The organism is Oceanicola granulosus HTCC2516 (assembly GCF_000153305.1).
Taxonomy (GTDB): Bacteria; Pseudomonadota; Alphaproteobacteria; order Rhodobacterales; family Rhodobacteraceae; genus Oceanicola; species Oceanicola granulosus.
The window spans coordinates 1,585,411-1,609,951 of sequence record NZ_CH724107.1 but is presented as its reverse complement, the minus strand read 5'-3'; the positions used below and the strand labels follow the sequence as shown (position 1 = coordinate 1,609,951).

At 69.9% G+C, this 24,541-nt stretch carries 18 protein-coding genes and 2 pseudogenes; 6 read left to right on the top strand and 14 right to left on the bottom strand.

Features of this window, described 5'->3' with window-relative positions; genetic code table 11:
- Nucleotides 1-45: 45 nt before the first annotated feature.
- Nucleotides 46-1,248 (top strand): tRNA lysidine(34) synthetase TilS, encoded by a 1,203-nt coding sequence (gene tilS, locus OG2516_RS07580; protein WP_050769154.1) that lies wholly within the window; start codon nt 46-48, stop codon nt 1,246-1,248.
- Nucleotides 1,249-1,324: 76 nt separating this feature from the next.
- Entirely contained in the window at nt 1,325-3,232 is a 1,908-nt protein-coding gene (gene ftsH / locus OG2516_RS07575) for an ATP-dependent zinc metalloprotease FtsH (RefSeq protein ID WP_007255053.1), read from the top strand.
- A 71-nt stretch (nt 3,233-3,303) separates the two neighbouring features.
- On the opposite strand, the gene OG2516_RS07570 is transcribed toward ftsH, so the two are convergent.
- Entirely contained in the window at nt 3,304-4,359 is a 1,056-nt protein-coding gene (locus OG2516_RS07570) for an alpha/beta hydrolase (RefSeq protein ID WP_007255052.1), read from the bottom strand.
- Between the two features lie 88 nt (nt 4,360-4,447).
- On the opposite strand from OG2516_RS07570, the gene OG2516_RS07565 reads away from it, so the two are divergent.
- Nucleotides 4,448-5,035 carry an MOSC domain-containing protein gene (locus tag OG2516_RS07565; RefSeq protein WP_040615018.1) on the top strand — a complete coding sequence of 196 codons (588 nt, stop codon included), beginning with the start codon at nt 4,448-4,450 and terminating at the stop codon, nt 5,033-5,035.
- A 3-nt stretch (nt 5,036-5,038) separates the two neighbouring features.
- Here OG2516_RS07565 and OG2516_RS18935 read toward each other — a convergent pair whose 3' ends face one another.
- Entirely contained in the window at nt 5,039-5,779 is a 741-nt protein-coding gene (locus OG2516_RS18935) for a hypothetical protein (RefSeq protein ID WP_007255050.1), read from the bottom strand.
- Between the two features lie 234 nt (nt 5,780-6,013).
- Between OG2516_RS18935 and OG2516_RS07555 the strand changes: the two genes are divergently transcribed.
- Together OG2516_RS07555 and folD are read left to right on the top strand one after the other, a co-directional pair.
- On the top strand, nt 6,014-7,690 hold the full coding sequence (locus OG2516_RS07555; protein ID WP_007255049.1) for a formate--tetrahydrofolate ligase: 1,677 nt from the start codon (nt 6,014-6,016) through the stop codon (nt 7,688-7,690).
- A gap of 19 nt (nt 7,691-7,709) precedes the next feature.
- The gene (folD, locus tag OG2516_RS07550) at nt 7,710-8,600 is read left to right on the top strand and encodes a bifunctional methylenetetrahydrofolate dehydrogenase/methenyltetrahydrofolate cyclohydrolase FolD (protein ID WP_007255048.1); all 891 of its coding nucleotides are present in this window, start codon (nt 7,710-7,712) and stop codon (nt 8,598-8,600) included.
- Nucleotides 8,601-8,639: 39 nt separating this feature from the next.
- Here the strand turns inward: folD and pdeM are convergent, their stop codons facing one another.
- The 3 genes from pdeM to OG2516_RS07535 form a co-directional block, all read right to left on the bottom strand.
- A complete protein-coding gene (gene pdeM / locus OG2516_RS07545; RefSeq protein ID WP_007255047.1) occupies nt 8,640-9,308 on the bottom strand; it encodes a ligase-associated DNA damage response endonuclease PdeM in 669 nt (222 codons plus the stop codon).
- A 39-nt stretch (nt 9,309-9,347) separates the two neighbouring features.
- Nucleotides 9,348-11,753 (bottom strand): ligase-associated DNA damage response DEXH box helicase, encoded by a 2,406-nt coding sequence (locus tag OG2516_RS07540; RefSeq protein ID WP_040615017.1) that lies wholly within the window; start codon nt 11,751-11,753, stop codon nt 9,348-9,350.
- Between the two features lie 78 nt (nt 11,754-11,831).
- Nucleotides 11,832-13,145 carry a P-loop NTPase family protein gene (locus OG2516_RS07535; RefSeq protein ID WP_007255045.1) on the bottom strand — a complete coding sequence of 438 codons (1,314 nt, stop codon included), beginning with the start codon at nt 13,143-13,145 and terminating at the stop codon, nt 11,832-11,834.
- Between the two features lie 151 nt (nt 13,146-13,296).
- Between OG2516_RS07535 and OG2516_RS07530 the strand changes: the two genes are divergently transcribed.
- Nucleotides 13,297-14,913 (top strand): hypothetical protein, encoded by a 1,617-nt coding sequence (locus tag OG2516_RS07530; protein WP_156799292.1) that lies wholly within the window; start codon nt 13,297-13,299, stop codon nt 14,911-14,913.
- On the opposite strand, the gene OG2516_RS07525 is transcribed toward OG2516_RS07530, so the two are convergent.
- From OG2516_RS07525 to OG2516_RS07490, 9 genes and pseudogenes are all read right to left on the bottom strand, one after another.
- Entirely contained in the window at nt 14,886-15,371 is a 486-nt protein-coding gene (locus tag OG2516_RS07525) for a prepilin peptidase (protein WP_007255043.1), read from the bottom strand. The genes OG2516_RS07530 and OG2516_RS07525 overlap by 28 nt on opposite strands.
- 4 nt (nt 15,372-15,375) lie before the next feature.
- A complete protein-coding gene (locus tag OG2516_RS07520) occupies nt 15,376-16,236 on the bottom strand; it encodes a tetratricopeptide repeat protein (RefSeq protein ID WP_007255042.1) in 861 nt (286 codons plus the stop codon).
- A gap of 60 nt (nt 16,237-16,296) precedes the next feature.
- The gene (locus OG2516_RS07515) at nt 16,297-16,836 is read right to left on the bottom strand and encodes a tetratricopeptide repeat protein (RefSeq protein WP_007255041.1); all 540 of its coding nucleotides are present in this window, start codon (nt 16,834-16,836) and stop codon (nt 16,297-16,299) included.
- 71 nt (nt 16,837-16,907) lie between these two features.
- Nucleotides 16,908-17,870, bottom strand: coding sequence for a type II secretion system F family protein (locus tag OG2516_RS20705; RefSeq protein ID WP_040615675.1), 963 nt, complete (start codon nt 17,868-17,870; stop codon nt 16,908-16,910).
- Nucleotides 17,871-19,097: 1,227 nt separating this feature from the next.
- Nucleotides 19,098-19,709 (bottom strand): annotated as a pseudogene (locus OG2516_RS20700) (vWA domain-containing protein); the annotation flags it as partial.
- A gap of 189 nt (nt 19,710-19,898) precedes the next feature.
- Complete coding sequence (locus OG2516_RS07505; protein WP_007255039.1) at nt 19,899-20,867, bottom strand: type II secretion system F family protein; 969 nt, start codon at nt 20,865-20,867, stop codon at nt 19,899-19,901.
- Nucleotides 20,868-20,876: 9 nt separating this feature from the next.
- Nucleotides 20,877-22,337, bottom strand: coding sequence for a TadA family conjugal transfer-associated ATPase (locus OG2516_RS07500; protein WP_007255038.1), 1,461 nt, complete (start codon nt 22,335-22,337; stop codon nt 20,877-20,879).
- Between the two features lie 21 nt (nt 22,338-22,358).
- Nucleotides 22,359-23,611 (bottom strand): annotated as a pseudogene (locus OG2516_RS07495) (CpaE/TadZ family protein).
- Nucleotides 23,612-23,876: 265 nt separating this feature from the next.
- Nucleotides 23,877-24,533 carry an OmpA family protein gene (locus OG2516_RS07490; RefSeq protein ID WP_007255035.1) on the bottom strand — a complete coding sequence of 219 codons (657 nt, stop codon included), beginning with the start codon at nt 24,531-24,533 and terminating at the stop codon, nt 23,877-23,879.
- Nucleotides 24,534-24,541 lie beyond the last annotated feature (8 nt).

Sequence of the window (24,541 nt, the reverse complement as noted above, 5' to 3'; positions counted from 1 at the left end):
GCCACCGCAGCGCCGCCGCCACTGGCGCAGCGCTTCGCCGACGCGATGGGGTCCCTGCTGGGGCCCCATTTTCCTGAGCGGGTGGGCCTTGCCGTCTCGGGCGGGGGCGACAGCATGGCGATGCTGCACCTCGCCGCCGCCTGGGCGCGGGTGTTCGGCATCCGCCTCGCCGTCGTCACCGTCGACCACGGCCTGCGCCCCGAGGCCGCCGACGAGGCCGCGCTGGTCGCCGCCGAGGCCGAGCTGCTCGGCCTGCCCCACGACGTCTTGCGCTGGCACTGGGACGGGCAGGGCAACCTGCAGGACGCCGCCCGCCGCGCCCGCGCCCGGCTGATCGGCGACTGGCGCGGCGAGATCGCCCACGTCGCCTTCGCCCACACCCGCGACGACCAGGCCGAGACGCTGCTGCTGCGCCTGCGCCGGGGCAGCGGGGTCGAGGGGCTCTCCGGGATGGCCGAACGGCGCGACATGGGCGGCTGGCAGATCGTCCGCCCGCTGCTCGACGCCGGCCGCGACGAGCTGCGCCACTATTGCCGCGTGCTCCGGATCCCCTACGCCGACGACCCCTCCAACGCCGACCCGACCTACGACCGCGTCCGCATCCGCCGCCTTCTCTCCGATCTCGAGGCCGAGGGGCTGGGCGCCGGGACGCTGGCCGCCACCGCCGCCCGCCTGCGCCGCGCCCGCACCGCGCTGGCCCGGCGGGCGTACGACGTGGCGGAGCGGGTGGCGTCGACGGAGGCGGGCGACGTGCTGTTCGAGCGAGACGGCTTCGCCGGCATCGAGACCGACACCCAGCTCCGCCTCCTCGCGGCGGCGCTGCAATATGTCGCGTCGGCCGAATACCGCCCCCGCGCCGCCGCCCTCGAGGCGCTGCTCGAGCGGGCGCTGGCGGGCGGCGGCGGGACGCTGCACGGCTGCCGCGTCCTCGTCGGGCGCACCCACACTCGCATCGCGCGGGAGTACGAGGCGGTGCGCGCGCTGCGCGACGAGGCGGGGGTCTGGGACCGGCGCTGGCGGGTAGTTTACGAGCCGCGCGAGGGGCTTGCCGTCCGCGCCCTCGGGGAAGTCGGCCTCGCACAGGCGCCCGAACTGCCAGACGCGCCCCGCGTCGCGCTCCATGCCGCGCCGGCGCTGTTTGACGGCGACAGGCTCGTCGCCTGCCCCCGCCTCGGCCACGGCACGGGGCTTTCGGTGCAATTGTCTGCACCGGGTGGTGTCTTCCCCGACCGGCTGTTATCGGATTGAAGATAGCGGCACGGTCTCTATCTTAGGAGAGACGTCCGGAAGCCTGTCCGGACAGAAGATCTCACGGGAGCTATCGTTGGGCAACGCGCGTAATCTGGCCTTCTGGGTCGTCCTCTTCCTGTTGATCCTGGCCTTGTTCAACCTGTTCTCAGGTGGACAGGGGACCATGCAATCGACGTCCCGCAGCTATTCCGACTTCGTGCGCGCGGTCGAGAATGACGGCGTCAGCTCTGTCACGATCGACGGCGAGCAGATCCGCTACCGCGGCGCCGACGGGCGCGACTACGTCACGATCAAGCCCGAGGACGCCGCCGTCACCGACCTGCTGATCGACAACGACATCCCCGTCACCGCCAAGAGCCAGGAGCAGAACGGGTTCACCACGTTCCTCGTCGGCCTGCTGCCGTTCCTGCTGCTGATCGGCGTCTGGATCTACTTCATGAACCGGATGCAGGGCGGTGGCCGCGGCGGCGCGATGGGCTTCGGCAAGTCGCGCGCCAAGCTGCTGACGGAGAAGCACGGCCGCGTCACCTTCGACGACGTCGCCGGCATCGACGAGGCGAAGGACGAGCTCGAGGAGATCGTCGAATTCCTGCGCAACCCGCAGAAGTTCTCGCGCCTCGGCGGCAAGATCCCCAAGGGGGCGCTGCTCGTCGGCCCGCCCGGCACCGGTAAGACCCTGCTCGCCCGCGCCATCGCGGGGGAAGCCGGCGTGCCCTTCTTCACCATCTCCGGCTCCGACTTCGTCGAGATGTTCGTGGGCGTCGGCGCGAGCCGCGTGCGCGACATGTTCGAGCAGGCCAAGAAGAACGCCCCATGCATCGTGTTCATCGACGAGATCGACGCCGTCGGCCGCTCGCGCGGTGTCGGCTACGGCGGCGGCAACGACGAACGCGAGCAGACGCTGAACCAGCTGCTTGTCGAGATGGACGGCTTCGAGGCCAACGAGGGCATCATCATCGTCGCCGCCACCAACCGCCCCGACGTGCTCGACCCGGCGCTGCTGCGCCCCGGCCGCTTCGACCGCCAGGTCCAGGTGCCCAACCCCGACATCAAGGGCCGCGAGAAGATCCTCGGCGTGCATGCCCGCAAGGTGCCGCTCGGCCCGGACGTCGACCTGCGCATCATCGCGCGCGGCACCCCCGGCTTCTCCGGCGCCGACCTCGCCAACCTCGTCAACGAGGCGGCGCTCATGGCCGCCCGCGTCGGCCGGCGCTTCGTGACGATGCTCGATTTCGAGAACGCAAAGGACAAGGTCATGATGGGCTCCGAGCGCCGCTCGATGGTCATGACCGAGGAAGAGAAGAAGCTGACCGCCTACCACGAGGCCGGCCACGCCATCGTCGGCCTCAACGTCCCGCAGCACGACCCGATCCACAAGGCGACGATCATCCCGCGCGGCCGGGCCCTCGGCCTCGTGCTCAGCCTGCCCGAGCGCGACCAGCTGTCGGTGACCCTGACGAAGTACAAGTCGAAGATCGCCATGGCCATGGGCGGCCGCGTGGCCGAGGAGCTTATCTTCGGACGCGAGAACGCCACCTCCGGCGCGGCCTCCGACATCCAGCAGGTCTCCAAGATCGCCCGCGCGATGGTCACGCAGTTCGGTTTCGCCGAAGAGCTGGGCTACGTCGACTACGCCAACGAACAGCAGAGCTACCTCGGCTCCTACGGCGGCGGCGCGAGCCATTCGGCGGACACGCAGAAGCTGATCGACGACAAGGTCAAGGAGATCATCGACGAGGGCTACGAGACCGCCAAGCGCATCCTCACCGAGAAGCGCGACGATCTCGAGCGGCTGGCGCAGGGCCTCCTGGAGTACGAGACGCTGACCGGCAACGAGATCACCAAGGTCATCGCCGGCGAAGCGCTCAACCGGGGCGACGACGCAGACGACACGCCCCCGTCCTCCGGCTCCTCGGTCACCGCGATCCCCAAGACCACGAAGAAGCCGCGCGGCGACAGCCTGCCCGAACCTTCGGCCTGATCGCCGCCGTCTGAACAGGAAAAAGGCCCCGCCGTCGAACAGCGGGGCCTTTCGTCGTTCTGGCGTTCAGGTCAATCCGCGTCGGCGAACGCGTCGTTCAGTTCCGACACCGCGAGGCTCATCGCCTCCTCCGCAGCCGGCACCACGGCCGCCATGCCGAAGAACTCGTGCACCACGCCCTCGTATGTCTCCTGCGTGACCTCGACCCCGGCCTCGGAGAGGTGCTCGGCGTAGGTTTCGCCCTCGGTCCGCAGCGGGTCGATCTCGGCGTTGATGATCGTCGCCGGCGGCAGTCCCCCCAGATCCTCGCGCGAGACGAGGTCGAGGCGCGGGTCGCTCGCCATCGCCGGATCGGTAAACACCTTGTCCACGAACCACTCCATTCCGGCCTTCGACAGCGGCTGCGCCTCGGCGTTCTCGATGTAGCTCTCGGTGGTCATGTCGTCGCCCGCGACGGGGTAGACGAGCAGCTGGTGGTCGGGCTCGATCCAGCCGTTGTCGCGCGCCGCGATGGCGACGTTGGCGGCGAGATTGCCGCCCGCGCTCTCACCGGCCACGGCGAGGCGATCGACGTCGCCGTTCCACTGGCCGGCATTCTCGACGATCCATTCGTAGGCCGCGACGGCGTCCTCGTGCGCGGCGGGGAAGGGATGCTCGGGTGCCTGTCGGTAGGAGACCGAGACGACGACCGCATCGGTACCGGCGGCGAGCTGGCGTGCCGATGCGGCATAGGTGTCGATGCCGGCAATGACCCAGCCGCCACCGTGCCAGTAGACGATGACGGGGAACGGTCCCTCGCCATCGGGGGTGAAGACGCGCGCGGGCACTTCGCCGGCCGCGCCCGGGATCATCACGTCGGTCGTGGCGATGGCGTCGAGTGCCGGGTCCGTCTCGATGCCACGCTCCTCGATCAGGGCGGCGACGGCGTCGGCCGGCGTGGGCTGGCTGCGCGCGGCCTCGACGGACAGCGTGCTGAGCGGCTCGGCGCCGAGTTCTGCGAGCTTGTCGAGGACAGCCTGCATCTCCTGCGTCGGCTCGGCCATCTGCGGCTCCTGCGCGGCGGCGGCGAGGGGCAGCAGAGCCGCGACGGCGGCAAGGGTGCAGCGGGTGCGGTGGAAGTCGAGCATGTGTTGTCTCCTTGTCAGTGACGCTGAACGCGCACTAGCTTGGAGAACCGGGCCCTGCGCCCTCCGTTCCAGCAAGCAATTGTGAACCATGCCAGTCCTAGAACCGACCGCCGTTTACGGAACCATAACGAATCTCGGGTATGTCCCTCACCGTGACCGCCAGCCGATCGACGCGGTCGCGCTGGAAGAGATGCGGCTGGGCTTCGGCGGCTACGAGGGAGATTGCCACGCGGGGCTGACGCGGCCGTCCTGCAGCCGCGTGCTGAGCCAGCATCCGCGCGGCACGGAGATCAGGAACGCCCGGCAGCTGTCGGTGGTGTCGGCGGAGGAACTGGCGGAGATCGCAGAGGCGCTGGGGCTCGAGGCGGTGGACCCCACGTGGCTCGGCGCATCGGTGGTGCTGTCGGGCATCCCCGACCTCACTCACCTGCCGCCCTCGTCCCGGCTGCAGGCGGAGGACGGGGCGACGCTGGTGGTCGACATGCTCAACGGCCCCTGTCAGTTCCCGGCGATGACCATCGAAGAAGCGCGCCCGGGCCACGGCAAGAGGTTCAAGGCCGCCGCCGAGGGGCGGCGCGGGGTGGTGGCCTGGGTCGAGCGGGAAGGGGTGCTGAAGGTCGGCGGGCAGATGCGCCTGCACCTGCCCACCCAGCGCGCCTGGCGCGGCACGGCGTAGCGCTCACTGCGCGTTGCGCATGAAGTAGTAATCGAACACCGGCACCGTGGCGTCCTCGGCCGCGTCACCGGTGACGTCGATGAAGCGCCGCCCCAGCTCGTCGGCGTCGAGCGCGTCGTCGGCGTTGGCGTCGAGCGCGTCGAAGCGGTGGTTGATCTGGTCCGCCGTCACCTCGAGCTGCTCGGCCCGCGCCAGCCACTCGTCGCGGCTCATCACGTCGTTGCCGTCGCGGTCCGTGGTCTCGAAGGTGAAGGCCGAGCTGGCGGCGAACTGCTCGATGCTCAGCTCCGAGAGGTCCTCGTCGTCAGCCGCGCCGAGATAGGGGTGCGACCAGGCGCGGTCCTCCGCGTCTCGATTGCCCTCGTAGGCGGCCTGGGCGGAAGCCATGAAGTCTTCGCGGCTCACGGTGTCCTCGTCGCCCGCGATGTTGCTCCACATCGCGTCGAGCGCCTCGGTCCCGCCCTCGGCCAGCCGGCCGGCGGTGCGGGCGAGCCGCGCGTCGAAGCCGCCCTGCTCGCAGGTGACGTACTCGTCGCGCGAGATGCTGCCGTCCTCGTTGGCGTCGAGCGACTCGAAGACGCCGTCGCGCGCGGCGGTCAGTTCGTCGAGGTTCAGCAGGCCGTCGAGATCGAGGTCGGCGGCGTAGAAGGCGCTGGCGCAGTAGGCCGACTCGTCCTGCGCCGTGGCGGGCGCCGCGAGGCCCGCGGCGGCGATTGCGAAGAGAGATAGGGCTGTGCGGGTCATGGTGTCTCCGGGGTTTGCTGGCGTTGATGCGCCTGGGCTCCCCTCGTCTGCCGCGACAACCGCGAGCCGCGACCCGCAGTTCCGCGCGTTTCGCATGCGAAACGCGGCGACGGCGCGCCGGGCGGATCCAGATGCGATTATGTCGGAAACGGCCTGCGCCGCCCCTTCAACCCCCGCTATGCCTCGTGGCAGATGAGGACGCGGCCCGCGGTGGCCCGGAGACAGGGACGGACAATGGCGCACAAGAGTGACATCGAGATCGCCCGCGAGGCGAAGAAGCGCCCGATCCAGGAGATCGGCGCGCGGCTGGGGATCGGCAGCGACGACCTGCTCCCCTACGGCCACGACAAGGCGAAGGTCAGCCAGACCTTCATCGACTCCGTCCAGGACCGCCCCAACGGCAAGCTCATCCTCGTCACCGCGATCAACCCGACCCCGGCCGGAGAGGGCAAGACCACCACCACCGTCGGCCTCGGCGACGGCCTTAACCGCATCGGCAAGAACGCCGCGATCTGCATCCGCGAGGCCTCGCTGGGGCCGAATTTCGGGATGAAGGGCGGCGCGGCCGGGGGCGGCTACGCGCAGGTCGTGCCGATGGAGGAGATGAACCTCCACTTCACCGGCGATTTTCACGCGATCACCAGCGCCCACAACCTGCTCAGCGCGATGATAGACAACCACATCTACTGGGGCAACGAGCTGGAGATCGACCAGCGCCGCGTCGTCTGGCGCCGCGTGCTCGACATGAACGACCGCGCCCTGCGCGACGTGGTCACCTCGCTCGGCGGGGTGGCCAACGGCTTCCCCCGGCAGGCCGGCTTCGACATCACCGTCGCCTCCGAGGTCATGGCGATCCTGTGCCTCGCCAAGAACCTCGCCGACCTCGAGAAGCGCCTCGGCGACATGATCGTCGCCTACCGCCGCGACCGCTCGCCCGTCTATTGCCGCGACATCAAGGCCGACGGCGCTATGACGGTGCTGCTCAAGGACGCGATGCAGCCCAACCTCGTGCAGACCCTCGAGAACAACCCGGCCTTCGTCCACGGCGGCCCGTTCGCCAACATCGCTCACGGCTGCAACTCCGTCACCGCGACCACCACGGCGCTCAAGCTCGCCGACTACGTCGTCACCGAGGCCGGTTTCGGGGCCGACCTGGGCGCGGAGAAGTTCATGAACATCAAGTGTCGCAAGGCCGGCCTCGCCCCCGACGCGGTGGTGCTGGTCGCGACCTGCCGCGCGATGAAGATGAACGGGGGTGTCACGAAAGACGACCTCGGCCGCGAGGACGTCGACGCGATCCGCAAGGGCTGCGCCAACCTCGGCCGTCACATCTCCAACGTGAAGAGCTTCGGCGTGCCGGTGGTGGTGGCGATCAACCACTTCGTCACCGACACCGACGCCGAGGTCGAGGCGGTGAAGGACTACGTCGCGCGGCAGGGCGCCGAGGCGATCCTGTGCAAGCATTGGGCACACGGCTCCGCCGGCATCGAGGACCTCGCCCACAAGGTCGTGCAGCTCGCCGAGAGCGGCGCCGCCAACTTCGCCCCGCTCTACCCCGACGAGATGGGCCTGTTCGACAAGATCGACACGATCGCGCGGCGCATCTACCACGCCGACGCGGCGATCGCCGACAAATCCGTGCGGGATCAACTGCATGCATGGGAACAGCAGGGTTACGGCCACCTGCCGATCTGCATGGCCAAGACCCAGTATTCCTTCTCCACCGATGCCAACCTCCGCGGCGCGCCGACGGGCCACACCGTCCCTGTCCGCGAGGTGCGGCTGTCGGCGGGGGCCGGGTTCGTCGTGGTGATCTGCGGCGAGATCATGACGATGCCGGGCTTGCCCCGCCAGCCGTCGGCGGAGAATATCCGGCTCAATGACGCGGGCGAGATCGAGGGGCTGTTCTGATGAAGATGACGAGGTGCGTGTGAGCGAGATTCTCGACGGCAAGGCCTTCGCCGCCGAGGTGCGGGCGAAGGTGGCCGAGCAGGTGGCGCGGCTCAAGGATGCGCACGGCATCACCCCCGGCCTCGCGGTCGTGCTCGTCGGGGACGACCCTGCGAGCCAGGTCTACGTGCGCTCGAAGGGCAAGATGACGAAGGAGGTCGGGATGTCCTCCTTCGAACATCGCCTAGCCGAGGACACGTCTGAGGCCGACCTGCTCGCGCTTGTCGGACAGCTGAACGAGGATCCGGAAGTCCACGGCATTCTCGTGCAGTTACCGCTCCCGGCTCATGTAGATGCTGACGCCGTCATTAATGCCATCGCGCCGGAGAAGGATGTCGACGGCTTTCACATTTCGAATGTCGGATTGCTCGGCACCGGGCAGAAGGCGATGGTGCCCTGCACTCCGCTCGGCTGCCTGATGATGCTGCGTGCCCACCATGGCTCGCTCTCCGGCCTCGACGCGGTGGTGATCGGGCGCAGCAACATCGTCGGCAAGCCGATGGCGAGCCTGCTGCTCGGCGAGAGCTGCACCGTCACGATCGCCCATTCGCGCACGAAGGACCTGCCCGAGGTCGTCCGCCGCGCCGACATCGTGGTCGCCGCCGTCGGGCGTCCGCAGATGGTGCCGGGCGGTTGGATCAAGGAGGGGGCGACGGTCATCGACGTCGGTATCAACCGCGTGCCTGGCGAGGGCGACAAGACGCGCCTCGTCGGCGACGTCGACTTCGCCAGCGCCGCTGAGCGCGCCGGGGCGATCACGCCCGTGCCCGGCGGCGTCGGGCCGATGACGATCGCCTGCCTGCTCGCCAACACCCTCACCGCCTGCTGCCGCGCCAGCGGCCTGCCGGAGCCCGAGGGGCTCACGGCCTGAAGTAACGGTTCTTTAGGAGCCTGCCGCTAGGGTGTCGACTCAGGCGCTCCTCCTCGTCGCCCGGGGCAGCGGCACGGGAAGGGCACGCGGGCCGGTCAGTATGGCGATGGCCGGGTCGTCGAACAGCGCCTGCAGCACGGCGTCGGTGCAGCGCAGGCCGCCGGTATAGGCGCCGTAGGCCGGCAGGATCAGCCGCCGCGCGTCGCAGAGGAACGCCGGGCGTGACTGCCCGGCGAGGCTGCATTTCGGGTGGTAGTGCCCGGACACCTCGCCCTGCGCCCCGGTGCTGGCGGTGTGGCGGAAAGTGAGCGGCCCGACCCTCGCCTCCGCCAGATGCGTCCCGCCGAGCGACAGCGGGCCGGGATCGTGATTGCCCTCGATCCACGTCCAGTCGCGCCCGGCCATGAGCCGGGTGAGCCACTGCGCGTCGCCCTCGTCGAGCGCGGCGCCCGCGGCGAGATCGTCGAAGCTGTCGCCGAGGCAGACGATCCTCCCCGCCCGCGTCGCCGCAATGTCCGCCTCGAGCCGCGCCAGCGTCGCGCGGGTCTCGTAGGGCGGCAACATTAGCCCTCGCCGCCGCGCCACCCGCTCCGACTTGCCGAGATGCAGGTCGGACACGCAGAGCAGACCTTCCTGCGGCCAGAAGAGGCCTCCGGAAGGAAGCGCCAGGAGTTCGGCACCGGCGAGGCGGAAGGCATGTGCGTTCATGGTCCGTTCCTTTGCCAGAGCCATATGCGGCTGGCAACCCTACGCCTCCAGCCCCGCGAGCGCCATCAGCCGCGAGGCCTCCTCCTCCATCAGCCGCTGCGCGCCCGACGCCGCCACCGGCACCCGCCCCATCTCGAGGAACATCGGCGCCGCCAGCGGCGTCACCCGCTCCAGCGCCACATGATCGATGCGCCCCGCCGTCCGCGTCAGCATCTCCTCGATCCGACCGAAATCCACGAGGCCGCGCAGCGCTTCCTCCCGCGTGATGCGCAGTAAAAGGTGGTCGGGCTCGTACTTCATCAACGTTTCGTAAAGAATATCCGACGAGAATGTCGCCTGCCGGCCTGATTTGCGAGTCGCCTGTGGCAGGTTGCGCTCGATGAGGCCGGCGATCGTGGCCACGTTGCGAAACGTGCGCTTCATGACGGCATTGCCGCCGAGCCACGTCTCGAAGTCGTCGCGCAGGCTGTCGGGCGTGAACAGCGGCTCGGGGTCAGTCACGGGGTCGAGGCCCCAGATCAGCGTCGCGTAGTCGGTGGCGACGAAGCCGAGCGGGTGCAGCCCCTGCACCTCCATGCGCTGGGTCAGCAGCAGGCCCAGCGTCTGCTGCGCGTTGCGCCCGGCAAAGCCGTAGGCGCAGACATGATGCCGCCCCGCGTCGGGGAAGGTCTCGACCAGGATCCGGTCGGCCTCCGGCAGCTTCGAGACCTCGCGCTGAAGCGCGAGCCATTCCGCCGTATGGCCCGGCAGCTCCGGCCAGCTTTCCTGCTGAAACATCCGCAGGATGCGCTGCGACAGCTGGGTCGAGGTGGCGAACTTCGTGCCCATGAACGTCGCGATGCGCGGCTCCTTGTCCGTCCGCCGCGACACCTCGACGATCATCTCCCGCATCCGGTCGTAGCGCACCACCTGCCCGCCGATGAGGAACGTATCGCCGGGCGTCAGTGTCGCCGCGAACCCCTCCTCGACCTCGCCGAGCGGCGCCCCGCCACGCCCCCGCCAGCGCACCTTCACCCGGTCCGTGTCCTGGATCGTGCCGATGTTCATCCGGATCCGCAGCGCCGCGCGCGGGTCGCGCAGGTGCCAGGCGCCGTCGGTCTGCTTCAGCCGCTGCCAGCGGTCGTACGCCCGGAGCGCGTAGCCGCCGGTCGCGCAGAAGGCGAGGCAATCGTCGAAGGCGGCCCGGGAGAGGGCGGCATAGGCGCCGGCCGACTTAACCTCCTGGTAAAGGTCGTCTGCTAGAAACGGGCCTGCGCAGGCGCGAATCAGGATGTGCTGGCAGAGCACGTCGCGGGGGCCGGGGCCCTTCGGGTCTCCATCCAGATCGCGCTCGCGTGCCGCTTCGAGCGCGGCAACGCACTCGACGATCTCGAAGCGGTTGGCGGGAACGAGAATGGCCTTGGAGGGGGCATTGTAGCGGTGATTGGCGCGTCCGATCCGCTGGATCAGGCGCTTCACGTTCTTCGGCGCGCCGATCTGGATGATGAGGTCGACGTCGCCCCAGTCGATGCCCAGGTCGAGCGTGCCGGTGCAGACGACCGCCCGCAGCGCGCCGGCCACCATGGCGGCTTCGACCTTCTGGCGCTGTTCGCGCGAGAGCGAGCCGTGGTGGATGCCGATGGGCAGGTCGTCGTCGTTGGCGAGCCAGAGGTTGTGGAAGAAGATCTCGGCCTGCGCGCGGGTGTTGTGGAAGATCAGCGTGGTCTTGTGCCGTCTCACCTGTTCGAGCACCGCCGGGATCGCGTACTTCGCGCCGCCCCCGGCCCACGGCGGCTTCTCGTCCGTCACCAGCATCGAGATGTCCGGGTCCGGGCCTGGATCGGCGTGCAGGATCGGGCAGGGGTCCGGATGACGGGCGAGTTCGGCGGCGAGGGCGGCCGGGTTTTCGACCGTCGCCGACAGGCCGACGCGGCGCAGGTTCGGCGCGAGCGCCTGGAGGCGGGAGAGGGCGAGCATAAGCTGGTCGCCGCGCTTGCTCTCGCTGAGCGCGTGGATTTCGTCGACGACGACACGCTGAAGGTTGGCGAAGATCCGCGGCGAGTCCTCGTAAGATACCAGCAAGGCCAGGCTCTCGGGCGTGGTCAGCAGGATGTGCGGCGGGTCGCCGCGCTGGCGCTTCTTGCGCGCCGAGGACGTGTCGCCGGTCCGGTCCTCGACGCGGATCGGCAGGTCCATTTCGGTGATCGGCGTCAGGAGGTTGCGCCGGATGTCGGCGGCGAGGGCCTTGAGCGGGCTGACGTAAAGGGTGTGGAGGCCCTCGAAGCCGCCGTCGGCCAGTTCCACGAGGGTCGGCAGGAAACCGGCGAGGGTCTTGCCGCCGCCGGTGGGCGCGATGAGCAGGAGCGACGGCTCGTCGGCGCGGGCGAGCATGTCGAGCTGATGCGGATGCGCCTGCCAGCCGCGGGTGGCGAACCAGTCGCTGAAACGGGAAGGCAAGGCGCTCATGGTTCCTTAAATGTTCTCCGCCATGATCGGGTCAAGCGATTCGCAACGGAGGGAAGGAGCATGAGGATGTAGAGACAATCAGTGAGCGATGGCCTCGTCGCGCACGAACATGTTGGCCCAGGCCCGGTCGATCAGCTCCGGCGTCATCTGGTAGGGAATGCCTTCGAACTCGCAGATGGCGATCATCTGGTCGATCAGGAACACCGGCTGGTAGTTCGCGTAGTTGTTGTTGATCTTCGGGTACTTGTTGTTGAGCAGGTGCAGCAGGGCCTTCTCGTCGAGCGGCATCTTCTTCTTGCGGGCGATCAGGGCGAAGATCTTGAGGAAGTCCTCCTGGTTCGGCCCGTCGATCTTGATCTTGAAGAAGATCCGGCGCAGCGCGGCCTTGTCGAAGATCTCGTTGGGGTGGAAGTTCGTCGAGAAGATCACCAACGTGTCGAACGGCACCTCGAACTTCTCGCCGGATTGCAGGGCGAGGATGTCCTTGCTCTCCTCGAGCGGCACGATCCAGCGGTTGACCAGCGACTGCGGCGGCTCCGCCTGCCGGCCGAGGTCGTCGACGATGAACACGCCCCCGGTCGACTTCAGCTGCAGCGGCGCCTGGTAGGTGCGGGCGGTCGGGTTGTAGACGAGGTCGAGCATGGACAGCGACAGCTCGCCGCCGGTGATGACGGTGGGGCGCTCGCAGCGGACGTAGCGGCTGTCGTAGCGGCCGGAGGTGCGGCGCAGGGAGTTCGGGTCGTCGACCTCTTCCTCGGCGGCGTTGTGCACGATCGGGTCGTAGACGGTGATGACCTGGCCCGAATACTCGATCGCGCGCGGCACGTAGATGCGGTCGCCCAGGGCATCGCGGATTCCGTTGGAGATGGAGGACTTGCCGTTGCCCGGCGGGCCGTACATCAGAATCGACCGGCCGGAGCCGACGGCGGGGCCGAGCTGGTCGAGCAGCATCGGCGGCAGGATCAGGTGGCCCATCGCGCCGGTGAGCTGGTCGCGGGTGATCTGGATGTTGCGGATGGACTGCCGCGCGACCTGCTCGCGGTAGACGGAGAGCGGCACGGGCATGGCGCCGAAATATTCCGACTGCGCCAGCGCATCGAGAGCTCGGGACTTGCCGCTGTCGGTGAGCTGGTACTCCATCTCGTTGTTCACCGCCGTGGCCTTGAGCGTGCCCATGGCCTCGATCAGGCCCTGGTTGCGGCCCATGTCGATGAGCTCCTGCGTGACGTTGGGCGGCAGGCAGATGGCGCGGGCGATGGCGGTGACGAGGGCGACGTTCTTGCGGAACATCGTCTTGAGGAGGATGTCGCGCATCATCACGACGGGGATCTGCATCGCGTCGAGGGTGCGCGGCGGCGGCGGCGCCATGACGGCGGCGGTCTGCATGTTCATCGGCAAGTCCCTCCTGCTACCCGGGTGGCGCTGTGGCGTGGGCGCCGCGCCGGAGGGGCCGATCCCGCACGCGCGGGCGCCGACCCTCCCGCCCCGAGCAATGGCCGGCTAATGTGGCCAGAAGAAGGATGAACGGGCAAAAGAGGCGGGCATGTTTCGGGCTGGATCGGCGCGGTTGGCGGCGCTCATCGCGCTGTTGATCGCCGGTCTCGGCGGCGCGGCGCTGCTGAAGGGCGGGCTCCACGTGAGCCAGCACGAGGGCGACATGCTGCACCTCGCCGACATCGTGCTGCGCCTCGCCGCGGGCGATCGGCTGCACCGCGAGGTCACGACGCCGCTCGGCGGGCTCGCCTTCGCGCCGATCGTGCTGTTCGTGAAGGCCGGGGCCGGGCTCGGGATGGCGGTCCTGTGGGCGCAGCTGCTGGCGGCGGTGGCGCTCGCGCCGGCGCTCTGGTGGATCGGGCGCAGCCGGTTGTCGCCGCCGCTGGCGGGGCTGCTGGCGGTGCTGGTGCTGGTCCACGTGCTGGCGCTCGTCCACGGCGAGGCGGAGGCGGCGCTCTCGATCTCCATGCACTACAATCGCTGGGCCTGGGCGCTCACCTTCGTCGCCGCCGTGGCGGCCCTGGTGCCGCCGCGCGCGGGGCGGGGCCACGCCGACGGGGTCATCGTCGGGCTGGCGGTGGCCGGGCTGGCGCTGATCAAGGTGACCTACGTCCTCGCCTTCGCGCCGCCGGTGGTGCTGGCGCTGTGGCTGACGGGGCAGCGGCGGGCGCTGGCGGTGGCGGTCGCGACGGGACTGGCGCTCGTGGCGGGGCTGACGCCGTGGCTCGGCATCGGCCACTGGACGGGCTACGTGGCCGACCTCGCCGCCGTCGCCGCCTCCGAGGCGCGGCCGCAGCCGGGGCTGCCGCTCCGGGACATCGTGACCGCGCCGCTCTACCTCGGCGGCTCGCTCGCCGCGCTGGCGGTGGTGGTGGCGCTGCGTCGGGCGGGGGTGACGACGGGCGGGCTGCTGGTGCTGCTGTTCCTGCCCGGCTTCGTCTACGTGACCTACCAGAATTACGGCAACGATCCCCAATGGTTGCCGCTGCTCGGACTGCTGGTGCTGGCCTACCTGCCGCAGGCCGCCGACGGCGAGGCGGCATCGGGGCTGAGCCACCGGGCGGTGCTCGGCGGGCTGGCCGCGATCCTGTTCGCCATGGCCGCGCCGAGCGTCGTCAACCTCGCCATCTCCCCGATCCGCCACCTGACCACGCCGGCCGAGGAATACACCCCCGTCTTCCCCCGCAGCGCGCGGCACGACGACCTGCTCGGGGTCACCGAGCGGCTGGCAAGGGCGCTCGCGATGCGCCCGCTCGAGATCGAAGCGCCGGGCTACCCGACCGAGCCGGTGGAGCCCGCGACGTTCGCGGGCGAGGTTCTGCCCGAGTGCGCGCTGAGCGGCGGCATGGTGGCGACCTTCGCCGCCATCGCGCGCGATCTCGAGGCGGCGGGGCAGGGCGGGCGGCCGTTGTTCGCGGCCGACGTGCTGATGCCGTTGTGGCTGTTCGGCGACGTCGGCCGGCTGCCCGGCGCGGCGGCGTGGCATTATGGCGGGCTGCCGGGCTACGCGGCCGCCGAGTTGGTGCTGATCCCGCTCTGCCCGGTCGTGCCCGAGCGGCGGGCGGAGATCGTCGCCTCCATCGCGGCGCGCGGCACCGACGAGCTGACGGAGCTGCGCCGCACGCCGCTCTACCTGCTCTACGCGAAGGACGTGACCACGAGGTAGGTGGCGAGCGCGCCGCCGAAGGGCAGCCCCATCGGGAAGCGCCGCCCCGAGGTCCAGCTCTCCCAGCCCGGCGCGAGGCGGCGCAGGGCGCTGGCGCGGGCGAGGCGGTGGGCGGCGTAGGCGGCGAGCATGAAGCCCGACAGCAGGATCAGCATCGACGACAGGTCGGCGAGCGCCACGTAGGGCGCGGCGGCCGCGAGGAACTTGGCGTCGCCGCCGCCGAACAGCCCGCCGGCGTAGAGCGCGAGCGCGACCACGAGCACCAGCGCGAAGTGGGCCCAGCGCCAGAGGTAGTCGGGCAGCGGCAGCACCATGGCGCCGACCACGGCGAAGACCACGAGCAGCGCGCCGACGGCGACGTTGGTGATCTTCATCCGCGCCAGGTCGGTCCAGGCGACGTAGAAGCAGATCGGCAGCACGAAGGGCAGGAACCAGGCGGTGGCGAGCAATTCGCCCACGGCGTCAGTTCGCCACGTTCTCTTCGAGCGCGGCGAGCGACCGGGCGGCGGCCTCGAAATGCTGGGGATGCGTGTCGATGGCCTCGCGCAGAAGGCTGCGGCCGATGGAGATGTCGCTCTGCTTGATCGCGGCGAGGGCGAGCGTGTGCAGCAACTGGGCACGCTCCGTCTGGCTCATCGGCACGACGGGCAGGTCGTAGTTGCGCTGCGCGCCGCGGGCCAGCATCAGGTTGTTCTTGGCGGTGAACAGCGACGGCTCGTGGCGGATCGCCTCGGCGAACAGGCGCTCGGCGCCCGGGTAGTCGCCGCGGGTCAGCTTGGAATAGCCCCAGTTGTTGAGCACCGAGGCCGGGGTCGTGGTCAGGCCGGAGGCGGTCTCGTAGAAGCTGTCGGCGTTGGACCATTGCTCGTTGCTGTCGGCGATCATCGCCTCGAGCTTGTAGCGGCTGTAGGTCTCGTGGGTCGGCGGGATCGAGTCGAGGACGGCCTCGGCCTCGTCCCAGCGGTTGGCGCGGATCAGCGCGTCGGCATGCTCGACGCGGTCCTCGTTCGTCGCGCCGGGCGAGGCGGTGACGAGGGTCCAGGCCTCGACCGCCTCGGGGGCGCGGCCGGCGCGCACCAGCGACGTGGCGAGGCCGCGGCGCAGGTCGAGCCGCTCGGGGGCGGTGGCGACGGCGCGGGTGAAGTAGGCGACGGCCTCGTTGGGGTCGGCGACGGTCAGCATCACGTCGTTGAGGTTGGCGTCGTCGACGACGTTGAGGTCCTGCAAGGCCCGATTGACCTCGGCCTCGCCGTCGGGTTTCGCGCAGCCGGACGCCGCCAGAGCGCCTGCCAGAAGCATGCTCGTCACAAGGGAGTGCCGCATGGGTGCCTGCATCCTCGGTTCTGCTCGCCGCTTCAGGTCCGCTCCGGTCTTGTGTGCCGGTTATTGGCTCCGGAGCAGGTAATCCCCCGCGCCGCGCTCGATCAGCCTGAAGTCGCTGTTGTCGTTGTCGTCACTGTAGCTTGCGTTTTCCGCTTTTGCGAGCGCTAAGCGGAGGTTGTCGCGAATCGCGTCGGATTGGCCGTTGTCCGTTGCATAGGCGCGACGGAACACCTCGGCGGCCTCGCCGAACTCGCCCGTCTCCATCAGGATCACGCCCAGGTTGTTCCACGCCTCCGAGAAGGCCGGATCCGCCTCGACCGCCTCGCGCAGCAGCCGCTCGGCCTGGCCGAGGCGGCCGAGCTTGAGATTGGCCGAGCCGAGGGCGGAGAGGGTGTCGCCGTTGAGCCCCTGTTCGGCGGCGGCGCGGGTGAAGGCCTCGAGGGCGAGCTCGTGCTCGCCGGCGTCCATCAGCCGGTGGCCCACCACGAGCGGGTTCTCGGCCTCGCCGCGCAGCGCCAGCCCCGGCGCGTCGAGCTGGTCGGGCGGCGCCGGGGCGCAGGCGGCGAGGGGGAGGAGGGCGAGGGCGAGGAGGCGGCGCATGGTTGGCGCGGAGTCTGACGGCTCCTCCGCCGGCTGGCAAGCGCGCCCGTTCGCCGGGCGCGCCCGTCCGCTCAGTAGTCCGGCGCGATGAGGGTGTCGTAGATGTCGAACACCGAGGGGCCGATCAGGATGATGAGCAGCGGCGGCACCGTGAGCATCATCGTGGCGAGCGTCATCTTGGTGGGCAGCGTGTTGGCCTTCTCCTCGGCCCGCATCACCCGCTTGTCGCGCATCTCGCCGGCATAGACCCGCAGCGCCTCGGCGATCGAGGTGCCGAACTGCTGCGACTGGATCAGCACGGTGACGAAGGAGGCCACGTCGTTGACGCCGCAGCGCTCGGACATGTCCTTGAGCACCGAGATCTTGTCCTTGCCCGCCTTCATCTCGTAGGCGACCAGCTCGTACTCCCAGGCCAGCGCCGGGAAGCCCGTCTTGAGCTCGCGGGCGACGCGGATGATCGACTGGTCGAGCGACTGGCCGGCCTCGACGCAGACCAGCATCATGTCGAGCGAGTCGGGGAAGCCGTTCTCGATCTCCTGCTGGCGCTCCTGCTGACGCTTGTTGACCCAGTATTTCGGCAGCATGTAGCCCGCCGAGCCGGGGATCAGGATCGACAGGATCGTGCTCTGGGTCGTCGGATCGCCGGTCTGGTTCTTCCAGATCGCGTAGGCGACGCCGAGCAGCAGCATGACGATGCCGAGCGCGAACTGCGCGAAGTGGTAGAGGCGCACCGCGTTCTTGGTGCGGTAGCCGGCCTGCAGCAGCTTGAGCTGGATCGCGGAGTACTCGGCCTTGTCCTGCGGCTCGAGGAAGTTGGAGTACTTGTCGAGCTTGTCGGTGCCCTTCTTCTGACGGAGCTTCTCGCCCTTCATCAGGTTCTTGGTCTCGTCGCTCTCGCGGCGCTTGAGCCGGTCGAGCGGGTCCTCCTCCTTCGCGAGGAACATCGGCAGGGTCAGCAGGATCAGCACCAGCCCGAGGCCGCCGACCGCGATCCAGGGGCCGAAGGGGCCGAGCTTCTCGCGCATCCAGTCCATGAAGATCTGCACCGGGTCGGGGCCGGCATCGACCTCGGCGGTGGCGATGTCGACGGGTTCGGTAGCGGCGGGCGCGGGCGCCTCGGCGGCGGGGGCCTCGAACTCGGCCTCCAGCACGGTGCCGCAATCGACAAGGGCGTCGCCGGTGGCGGCCGGGCAGGCCTCGGCGGCGGCGGCCCGCAGGATCGCGGCCATCGCCTGGAACGCGGCGGGGGAGATGCTGCCCGCCTCGCGCAGCGCCCGGCCGGCGTCGAGCGCGGCCGCCATGCAACCGGGCGAGCCGGACTCGGCGGCGGCGCGGGCGAGGCGTTCGCTCGCGGCGAGGGTCATCGCCTCGCGGGTGGCGGCGTCGATGATGCCCGCGCCGAAGCTGCGGTTGGCGGTGGTGATCGCGGCGACCTCGCGGCCGAGCGCCCCGTCGGCGCTGCAGGCCGAGGCCGCCATGCCACCGGCACCGTTGAGGGCGACGGCGAGGCTGATGTCGCTGTCGCCCCCCGCACCCCCGCCGGCCAGGCCACCGGCTCCCGCGCCGGCGGCCAGGGCGGCCGCGGCGGCACCGGCCCCCGATCCGCCGTTCGCACCGGCGAGCATATCGGCGGCGACCGCGGCGCCGGCGGCGGTCGCGCCACCTCCGGCACCGGCGCCGAAGTCGATGGCGGCGGTCACGTCGGTCTGGCCGGCGGCCCCGGCATCGAGCGCGCCCATCGCGGCGGCGATGGTCTCGGCGGAGGGCGGCGCGGTCTGGCTGCCGTTCGCGATGGCGGCGATTTCGGCGAGCGCGGCGGCGTCCATGTCGGCGACGGCGGCCTGGTCCAGCGCGGCGACATCGATTCCGAGAGCGGCGGCGACGGCGGTCGCGTCGACGGCGGCGGCGCCGGCCGACGGGTCGAACTCCGCACCGGCGATGCCCTCCATCTGCTCGACGATCCCGTCGGCCGCGGCGGCAACCTCGACGCTCGTGGCGGCCACGTCAGCCCCACCGGCCTCTGGCAAGGCGGTCGGCGGCGCGACGAGACGGCCGTCGGAACCGGGTGGCGTCATCCGCAAGCTGCTCGCGCGGTCGCCCGGCATCCGCACCACGCGCGGGCCGGCGGAGACGTCGAGGCTGGAGCCGAGCACGCCGACCTCGATCCGCCGGTTGCCGCCGTCGGCGGGCAGGGGCGAGCGGTAGGTCAGCGCGTACTGGTGGCGCAGGCGGGTGGCGATGTCGGAGAAGGTGGCGGGCAGGGCCGCGGCGTCGGCGACGGGGAAGTAGGCGCCGCCCGTAGCCTCGGCGAGACGCCTCAGCAGCGCGGCATCGGCCCCGGGGCCGAGCCCGACGGCGTAGACCGGCGCGCCGCTCTCGACGACGGCGGCAAGCGCGGCCTCGGAATCGACGACGCTCAACGGCGCACCGCTGGGATCGGCGTCGGGCCCTTCGGAGAGCAGCACGATCGCCCCGCGCCCCTCGGCCCCCGCCAGCGCCCCGGCGGAGGCGAAGACGGCGTCGTTCAGCCGCGTCGCGCCCCAGGCCCGCAGCCCGCTGATCGCCTGGTCGAGCCGGTTGCGGTCGGCCGTCATGCCGACGGCGACGTTGATCGAGTCGCCGAAGTTCAGGATGTGCGCCCGGTCGCCGTCGGCGAGGGAGCCGACGAGCGCGCGGGCGGCCGCCTGGGTCTGGGGGAGCGCCTCGAGCATGCTGCCGGAGCTGTCCAGCGCGAGCACGAGCGCGAGCGGCTCGACCTGGTCGCTGACCTCGAAGCTGTCGATGAAGGTGCCGTTCTCGCGCACGAGGAAGTGCGTTCGGTCCAGCCCGTCGACGGGCGCGCCGTCCTGGATCACCGACAGTTCGAGGCGCATCTCGGGATAGCCGGCGCTGTCGAGGGCGCGCAGGGTGGTCGTCGCGCCGGCCAGGTCTTCGGCGGTGATCGCCCCTTCGGCGGCCTCCTGCGCGGCGGCGTTGCCGGGCAGCAGCAGGGCGAGGGCGAGGAGCAGCGGGGCGAGGGAAGCGAGGCGGGTCACGGGGCGACCTCCTGTTGGCGGACTGGATCAGACCTTGATGTTGGTCAGGTGGCGCATGACGAAGACGTTCACCACGAGGAAGGCGCCGACGACGAGGCAGGCGGGGATGAACACCGCCGTCTCCATGACGTCGTCGTAGTAGTTCGGCTGCAGCAGGTTGATCGCCACCAGCGCGAGCAGCGGGAAGCCCGACAGGAACATCCCCGACCACTTGGCCTCGGCGGTGATCGCCTTGACCCGGCGGAACAGCCGGAAACGGGCGCGGATCACCTTGGCGAGGCCGTCGAGGATCTCGGCGAGGTTGCCGCCCGAGGTCTGCTGGATGGTGACGGCGACGGCGAGGAAGCGCAGGTCCTGCATGTCCATCCGTTCGGCCATCGCCTTGAGGCTCTCGCCCATGTCGCGGCCGTAGGCGGCCTCGTCGGCGATGACTCCCATCTCGGTGCCGAGCGGGTCGGCGACTTCCTTGGCGACGATGTTGATCGCCGAGGAGAACGGGTGGCCCACGCGCAGCGAGCGCACCATCAGCTCGACCGCGTCGGGGAGCTGCTCCTCGATCATCGACATGCGCTTCTTGGCCTTGGAATTGACCCACATGAACACGCCGCTCACGCCCATCGCGACGGCGACGGCGAGGCGCACCGGCAGCCCGGCTTCGGTCTGCAGCGTCAGCCCGGCGAAGGCGACGGCCGACAGCAGGCCCATCACCATGATCAGCTGGCTCGGCGAGAAGGCGATGTTGGCCTTCTGCGCCTTGGCGGCGAGCAGCGAGTAGATCGGGACGGACTGGCTCTTGAGGTGCTGGCTCATCTCCTTGCGGAGCTGGTCGAGCACCTGCTCGCGGCCTTGGCCGCGCTCGAGCATCTCGAGGCGGCGGTTGACCTTGGAGTTGAGCGAGATCGAGCGGCCGAAGACGACGAGGTAGAGGCCTTCGACCATGACGAGCACGCCGACGAAGATCAGGCCGTAGATGATGAAGTCGGCGGAGAGTGTCATTGGGGCGCCCTAGTCGAATGCGGGTTCGTAGATGGCGGACGGCAGGTCGTAGCCCCAGAGCTTGAAGCGCTCCGAGAAGTGGCTGCGCACGCCGGTGGCCGTGAAATGGCCGATGATCTTGTTCTCGGGGGTGAGGCCGACGCGCTGGTAGCGGAAGATCTCCTGCATCGAGATCACGTCGCCCTCCATGCCGGTGACCTCGGTGATCGACACCATCCGCCGCGAGCCGTCCTGCAGGCGGCTGGCCTGCACGATCAGGTTCACGGCGCTGGCGATCTGCGAGCGGACCGCCTTGATCGGCATCTCGATCCCAGCCATCGCGACCATGTTCTCGAGGCGCGAGATCGCGTCGCGGCCGGAGTTGGCGTGGATCGTGGTCATCGAGCCGTCGTGGCCGGTGTTCATGGCCTGCAGCATGTCGATGACCTCCTCGCCGCGCGTCTCGCCGACGATGATCCGGTCGGGACGCATCCGCAGCGCGTTCCGCAGGCAGTCGCGCTGGGTCACCGCGCCCTTGCCCTCGACGTTGGCGGGGCGGCTCTCCATGCGGCCGACATGGGTCTGCTGGAGCTGGAGTTCGGCGGTGTCCTCGATGGTGAGGATGCGCTCGGAATTGTCGATGAACGACGACAGCGCGTTGAGCGTCGTCGTCTTGCCCGAGCCGGTGCCGCCGGAGACGATCACGTTGAGCCGGGTGGCGACGGCGGCCTCCAGGTAGGCGGCCATCTCCTCGGAGAAGGCGCCGAAATTGACCAGCTCGTCGATCCCGAGCTTGTCCTTCTTGAACTTCCGGATCGAGACGAGCGAGCCGTCCACCGCGATCGGCGAGACCATCGCGTTGAAGCGCGAGCCGTCGGCGAGGCGGGCGTCGACGTAGGGGTTGCTCTCGTCGACGCGGCGGCCGACGGCGGAGACGATCTTGTCGATGATCCGCAGCAGGTGGCGCTCGTCCTTGAAGGTGATGTCCGACAGGGTCAGCTTGCCGGCGCGCTCCACGAAGATCTGGTGCGGGCCGTTGATGAGGATGTCGTTGACGTCGTCGTCCTTGAGTAGCGGCTCGAGCGGGCCGAGGCCGGTGACCTCGAAGTAGAGGTCCTGGTTGAGGGTCTGGCGCTCCTCGCGGTTGAGCACGACGCCCATGTCCTCGAGCGTCTCGGTCGCGATGGCGCTGATCTCGGTGCGCAGCTCCTGCTCGCTGGCCTTCTCGAGCGCGGCGAGGTTGAGGTTGTCGAGCAGCGCCTTGTGGACCTCGAGCTTGATCTCGGCGAGCCGCTCCTTGCGCTTCTTCTCCTTGTCCGCCGGCGTCGCCTTGGCCTCGCGGACCGGCTTCATCCGCACCGCCTTGGGCGGGGCGGCCGCCGGGGCGGAGCTGTTGGCGGGCAACGCGGCGGTCGCGGCGACGGGCTGCGTCGCCGGCGCGGGAGCGGCGGCGGGCGTGGCGGGCGCGGGCTTCTTGTACTTGGAGAACATCGTTTATCCCTCGCGAGCGGTTCAGCGGGCCTTGCGGGCCTCGGACTGGTTGACCTCGTGGAGCTGCGCCGAGAGCTTGGCGATCTCCTTGCGGAGCGGGTTCTTGGCGATGCCCTCGGCCATGGGGGTGCCGTGGTCGGCGTTCTGCATGACGGGCCGGCCGCCGTCGGGCAGCTGCACCTCGATCGAGATCCCGAGCGATTCGGCGAGCCGCTTGACCCGGCTCTTGCCGTTGAGGTCGGTGAACTTGGGCGCGCGGTTGAGCACGAAGCGCAGCTTCTCGAAGGGCAGATCCTCGGCCTGCAGCGCGCGCTTGATGCGCAGCGTGTTCTGGGCCGAGCGCATGTCCATCTCCAGCACCGCAAAGTAGACATGCGCGGCCTCGATGACGGACTGCGACCAGTCGACCATCGTCGAGGGCATGTCGATGAGCACGTAGTCGAAGTTGGCCCGCGCGGTGTCGATCAGCTTGCGGACGTCCTCCGAACTGATGAGGTCGAGCGGGATCAGCTCGGTCGGGGCGGTGAGGACGTGCAGCTTGTCCTGGTAGGTCTGCAGCGCGGCGACGAAGCTCTCGCCGTCCATCGCGTCGGTGTTGGTGAGCAGCTCGAACACCGCCTCGCGGCGCGGCAGGTCGAGGTAGGTCGAGGCCGAGCCGAACTGCAGGTCGAGGTCCATCAGGCAGACCCGCGGCGCGTCCTTGCCGCCCACCTGCGCCAGCTCCCAGGCCATGTTGACGGCGAGCGTCGTCGCGCCGACGCCGCCCGGGCCATGCCGTGCACCGGGATGATGACGCCGTCGCGGTCGCCTTCGGCCTTGATCGTGGCGTTGCCGCCGGCCTTGGCGGGCTCCTCGGGGACGGGCGGCGGGGCCAGCACGCGCTCGATCGCCTGCGCCAGCTCGTTCTCGGGAAGCGGGTAGGGGACGAACTCGTCGCCGCCCTCGCGCAGCAGCTGGTGCAGCGAGGCGGGGCTGACGTCCTCGGCGACGATGATGACGCGGATTTCCTTCGCCTTCGCGGCGGCGATGATGTCGGTGATGAGCGACAGGTCGCTCTCGTCCTGTTCGTCGAGGGCGATGCAGAGGAACTTGAGCTGCAGGGCCTCTTCCTGTTCGAGGAAGGCCAGCGCGTCGTTGAAGCCGAGATCGCCCCAGCCCTCGCCGAGGGCGGTTTCCATGTCCTCGATCAGCAGGTCGAAGATCTGCACGTCGCGGCTGACCGTGCAGGCGAGGATCGGCTGGGCCTCTGGCTGGAGAAGTGCGTTGCTACTCATTGCCTCACGTTCCTTTCGGAAGGGTGTGCCTGGCGGTTGCTCGGGTTCGGGGCCTCGCGGCCGGCATTCTGCCGTTTCCAGAACCGGCCCGGTGCGTCCGGCACGCCTGTTCCTTGACAATGAAAATCCTCTGCAATCTTGGCCAGAGTTGGGCGGAAACATCGCGATTGTAGGATTTCGGAGAACGATCAGCGCGCCTCGCCGCGACAGTTGAAAAAGGCGGCCACGGGGGCCGCCTCGGTCCGGTCCGTTCTCGGAAGAGCCGCTATTGCGGCGCGACCTCGCCGCCCTCGGAGGCGCCGAGCGAGGACTGGGCGGTGGCGGATTCCACGTACTCGCGGAAGACGACCTCGGCGTACTTGCCGTTGAGCCCGTAGCCCGCGGCGGAGGCGTCGTAGAAGCCGGAGACCTGGGTGACCGTGCGCCGGTTGGCGCGCTCGGGGTCCTGGGTCAGGACCAGCGGCTGGGTCTCGCCGAAGGAGACCAGCGCCTCGAGCCGGTCGGTGCTGACCCCGCGCGAGGCGAGGTAGGCGACGACGGCGCGGGCGCGCCGCTCGCCGAGACGGCGGTTGTAGGCGTCGCTGCCGACGAGGTCGGTGTGGCCGTAGACCGAGAAGCGCAGCTCGGGGAACTGGTTGATCCAGCTCGCCTGCACGTCGAGGATCGCCCGCGCCTCGGGGCCGAGATTGGCGGAGTCGAAGGCGAAGTTGACCATCGAGGGCACTTCGTCGGCGAAGCGTTGGGCGAGGATCAGCACGTAGTTGGTGCCGTCGGCCTGCACGGCGATGTTGTTCACCGTCGCCGCGCCGAAGTCGCTGGCGAGGTAGGTGCTGCCGGCCTCGGCATCGAGGGTGGTCTGGACGGTGGCGGTGCAGCCGGCCAGTCCGGCGAGAGCGGCCGTCGCGGCCATCAGCTTGTTCATCGCTCCGC

Excerpts from the sequence above, each read along its gene's own strand:
- OG2516_RS07540 (WP_040615017.1), bottom strand. The coding sequence starts at position 11,753 with ATGAGCGCCTTGCCTTCCCGTTTCAGCGACTGGTTCGCCACCCGCGGC.
- OG2516_RS20705 (WP_040615675.1), bottom strand. The coding sequence starts at position 17,870 with ATGGACTGGATGCGCGAGAAGCTCGGCCCCTTCGGCCCCTGGATCGCG.
- tilS (WP_050769154.1), top strand. The coding sequence starts at position 46 with ATGGGGTCCCTGCTGGGGCCCCATTTTCCTGAGCGGGTGGGCCTTGCC.
- OG2516_RS07535 (WP_007255045.1), bottom strand. The coding sequence starts at position 13,145 with ATGAACATGCAGACCGCCGCCGTCATGGCGCCGCCGCCGCCGCGCACC.
- OG2516_RS07530 (WP_156799292.1), top strand. The coding sequence starts at position 13,297 with ATGTTTCGGGCTGGATCGGCGCGGTTGGCGGCGCTCATCGCGCTGTTG.
- OG2516_RS07500 (WP_007255038.1), bottom strand. The coding sequence starts at position 22,337 with ATGTTCTCCAAGTACAAGAAGCCCGCGCCCGCCACGCCCGCCGCCGCT.
- OG2516_RS07505 (WP_007255039.1), bottom strand. The coding sequence starts at position 20,867 with ATGACACTCTCCGCCGACTTCATCATCTACGGCCTGATCTTCGTCGGC.
- pdeM (WP_007255047.1), bottom strand. The coding sequence starts at position 9,308 with ATGAACGCACATGCCTTCCGCCTCGCCGGTGCCGAACTCCTGGCGCTT.
- OG2516_RS07515 (WP_007255041.1), bottom strand. The coding sequence starts at position 16,836 with ATGCGCCGCCTCCTCGCCCTCGCCCTCCTCCCCCTCGCCGCCTGCGCC.
- OG2516_RS07570 (WP_007255052.1), bottom strand. The coding sequence starts at position 4,359 with ATGCTCGACTTCCACCGCACCCGCTGCACCCTTGCCGCCGTCGCGGCT.
- OG2516_RS18935 (WP_007255050.1), bottom strand. The coding sequence starts at position 5,779 with ATGACCCGCACAGCCCTATCTCTCTTCGCAATCGCCGCCGCGGGCCTC.
- OG2516_RS07490 (WP_007255035.1), bottom strand. The coding sequence starts at position 24,533 with ATGAACAAGCTGATGGCCGCGACGGCCGCTCTCGCCGGACTGGCCGGC.
- OG2516_RS07520 (WP_007255042.1), bottom strand. The coding sequence starts at position 16,236 with ATGCGGCACTCCCTTGTGACGAGCATGCTTCTGGCAGGCGCTCTGGCG.
- OG2516_RS07555 (WP_007255049.1), top strand. The coding sequence starts at position 6,014 with ATGGCGCACAAGAGTGACATCGAGATCGCCCGCGAGGCGAAGAAGCGC.
- OG2516_RS07565 (WP_040615018.1), top strand. The coding sequence starts at position 4,448 with ATGCCAGTCCTAGAACCGACCGCCGTTTACGGAACCATAACGAATCTC.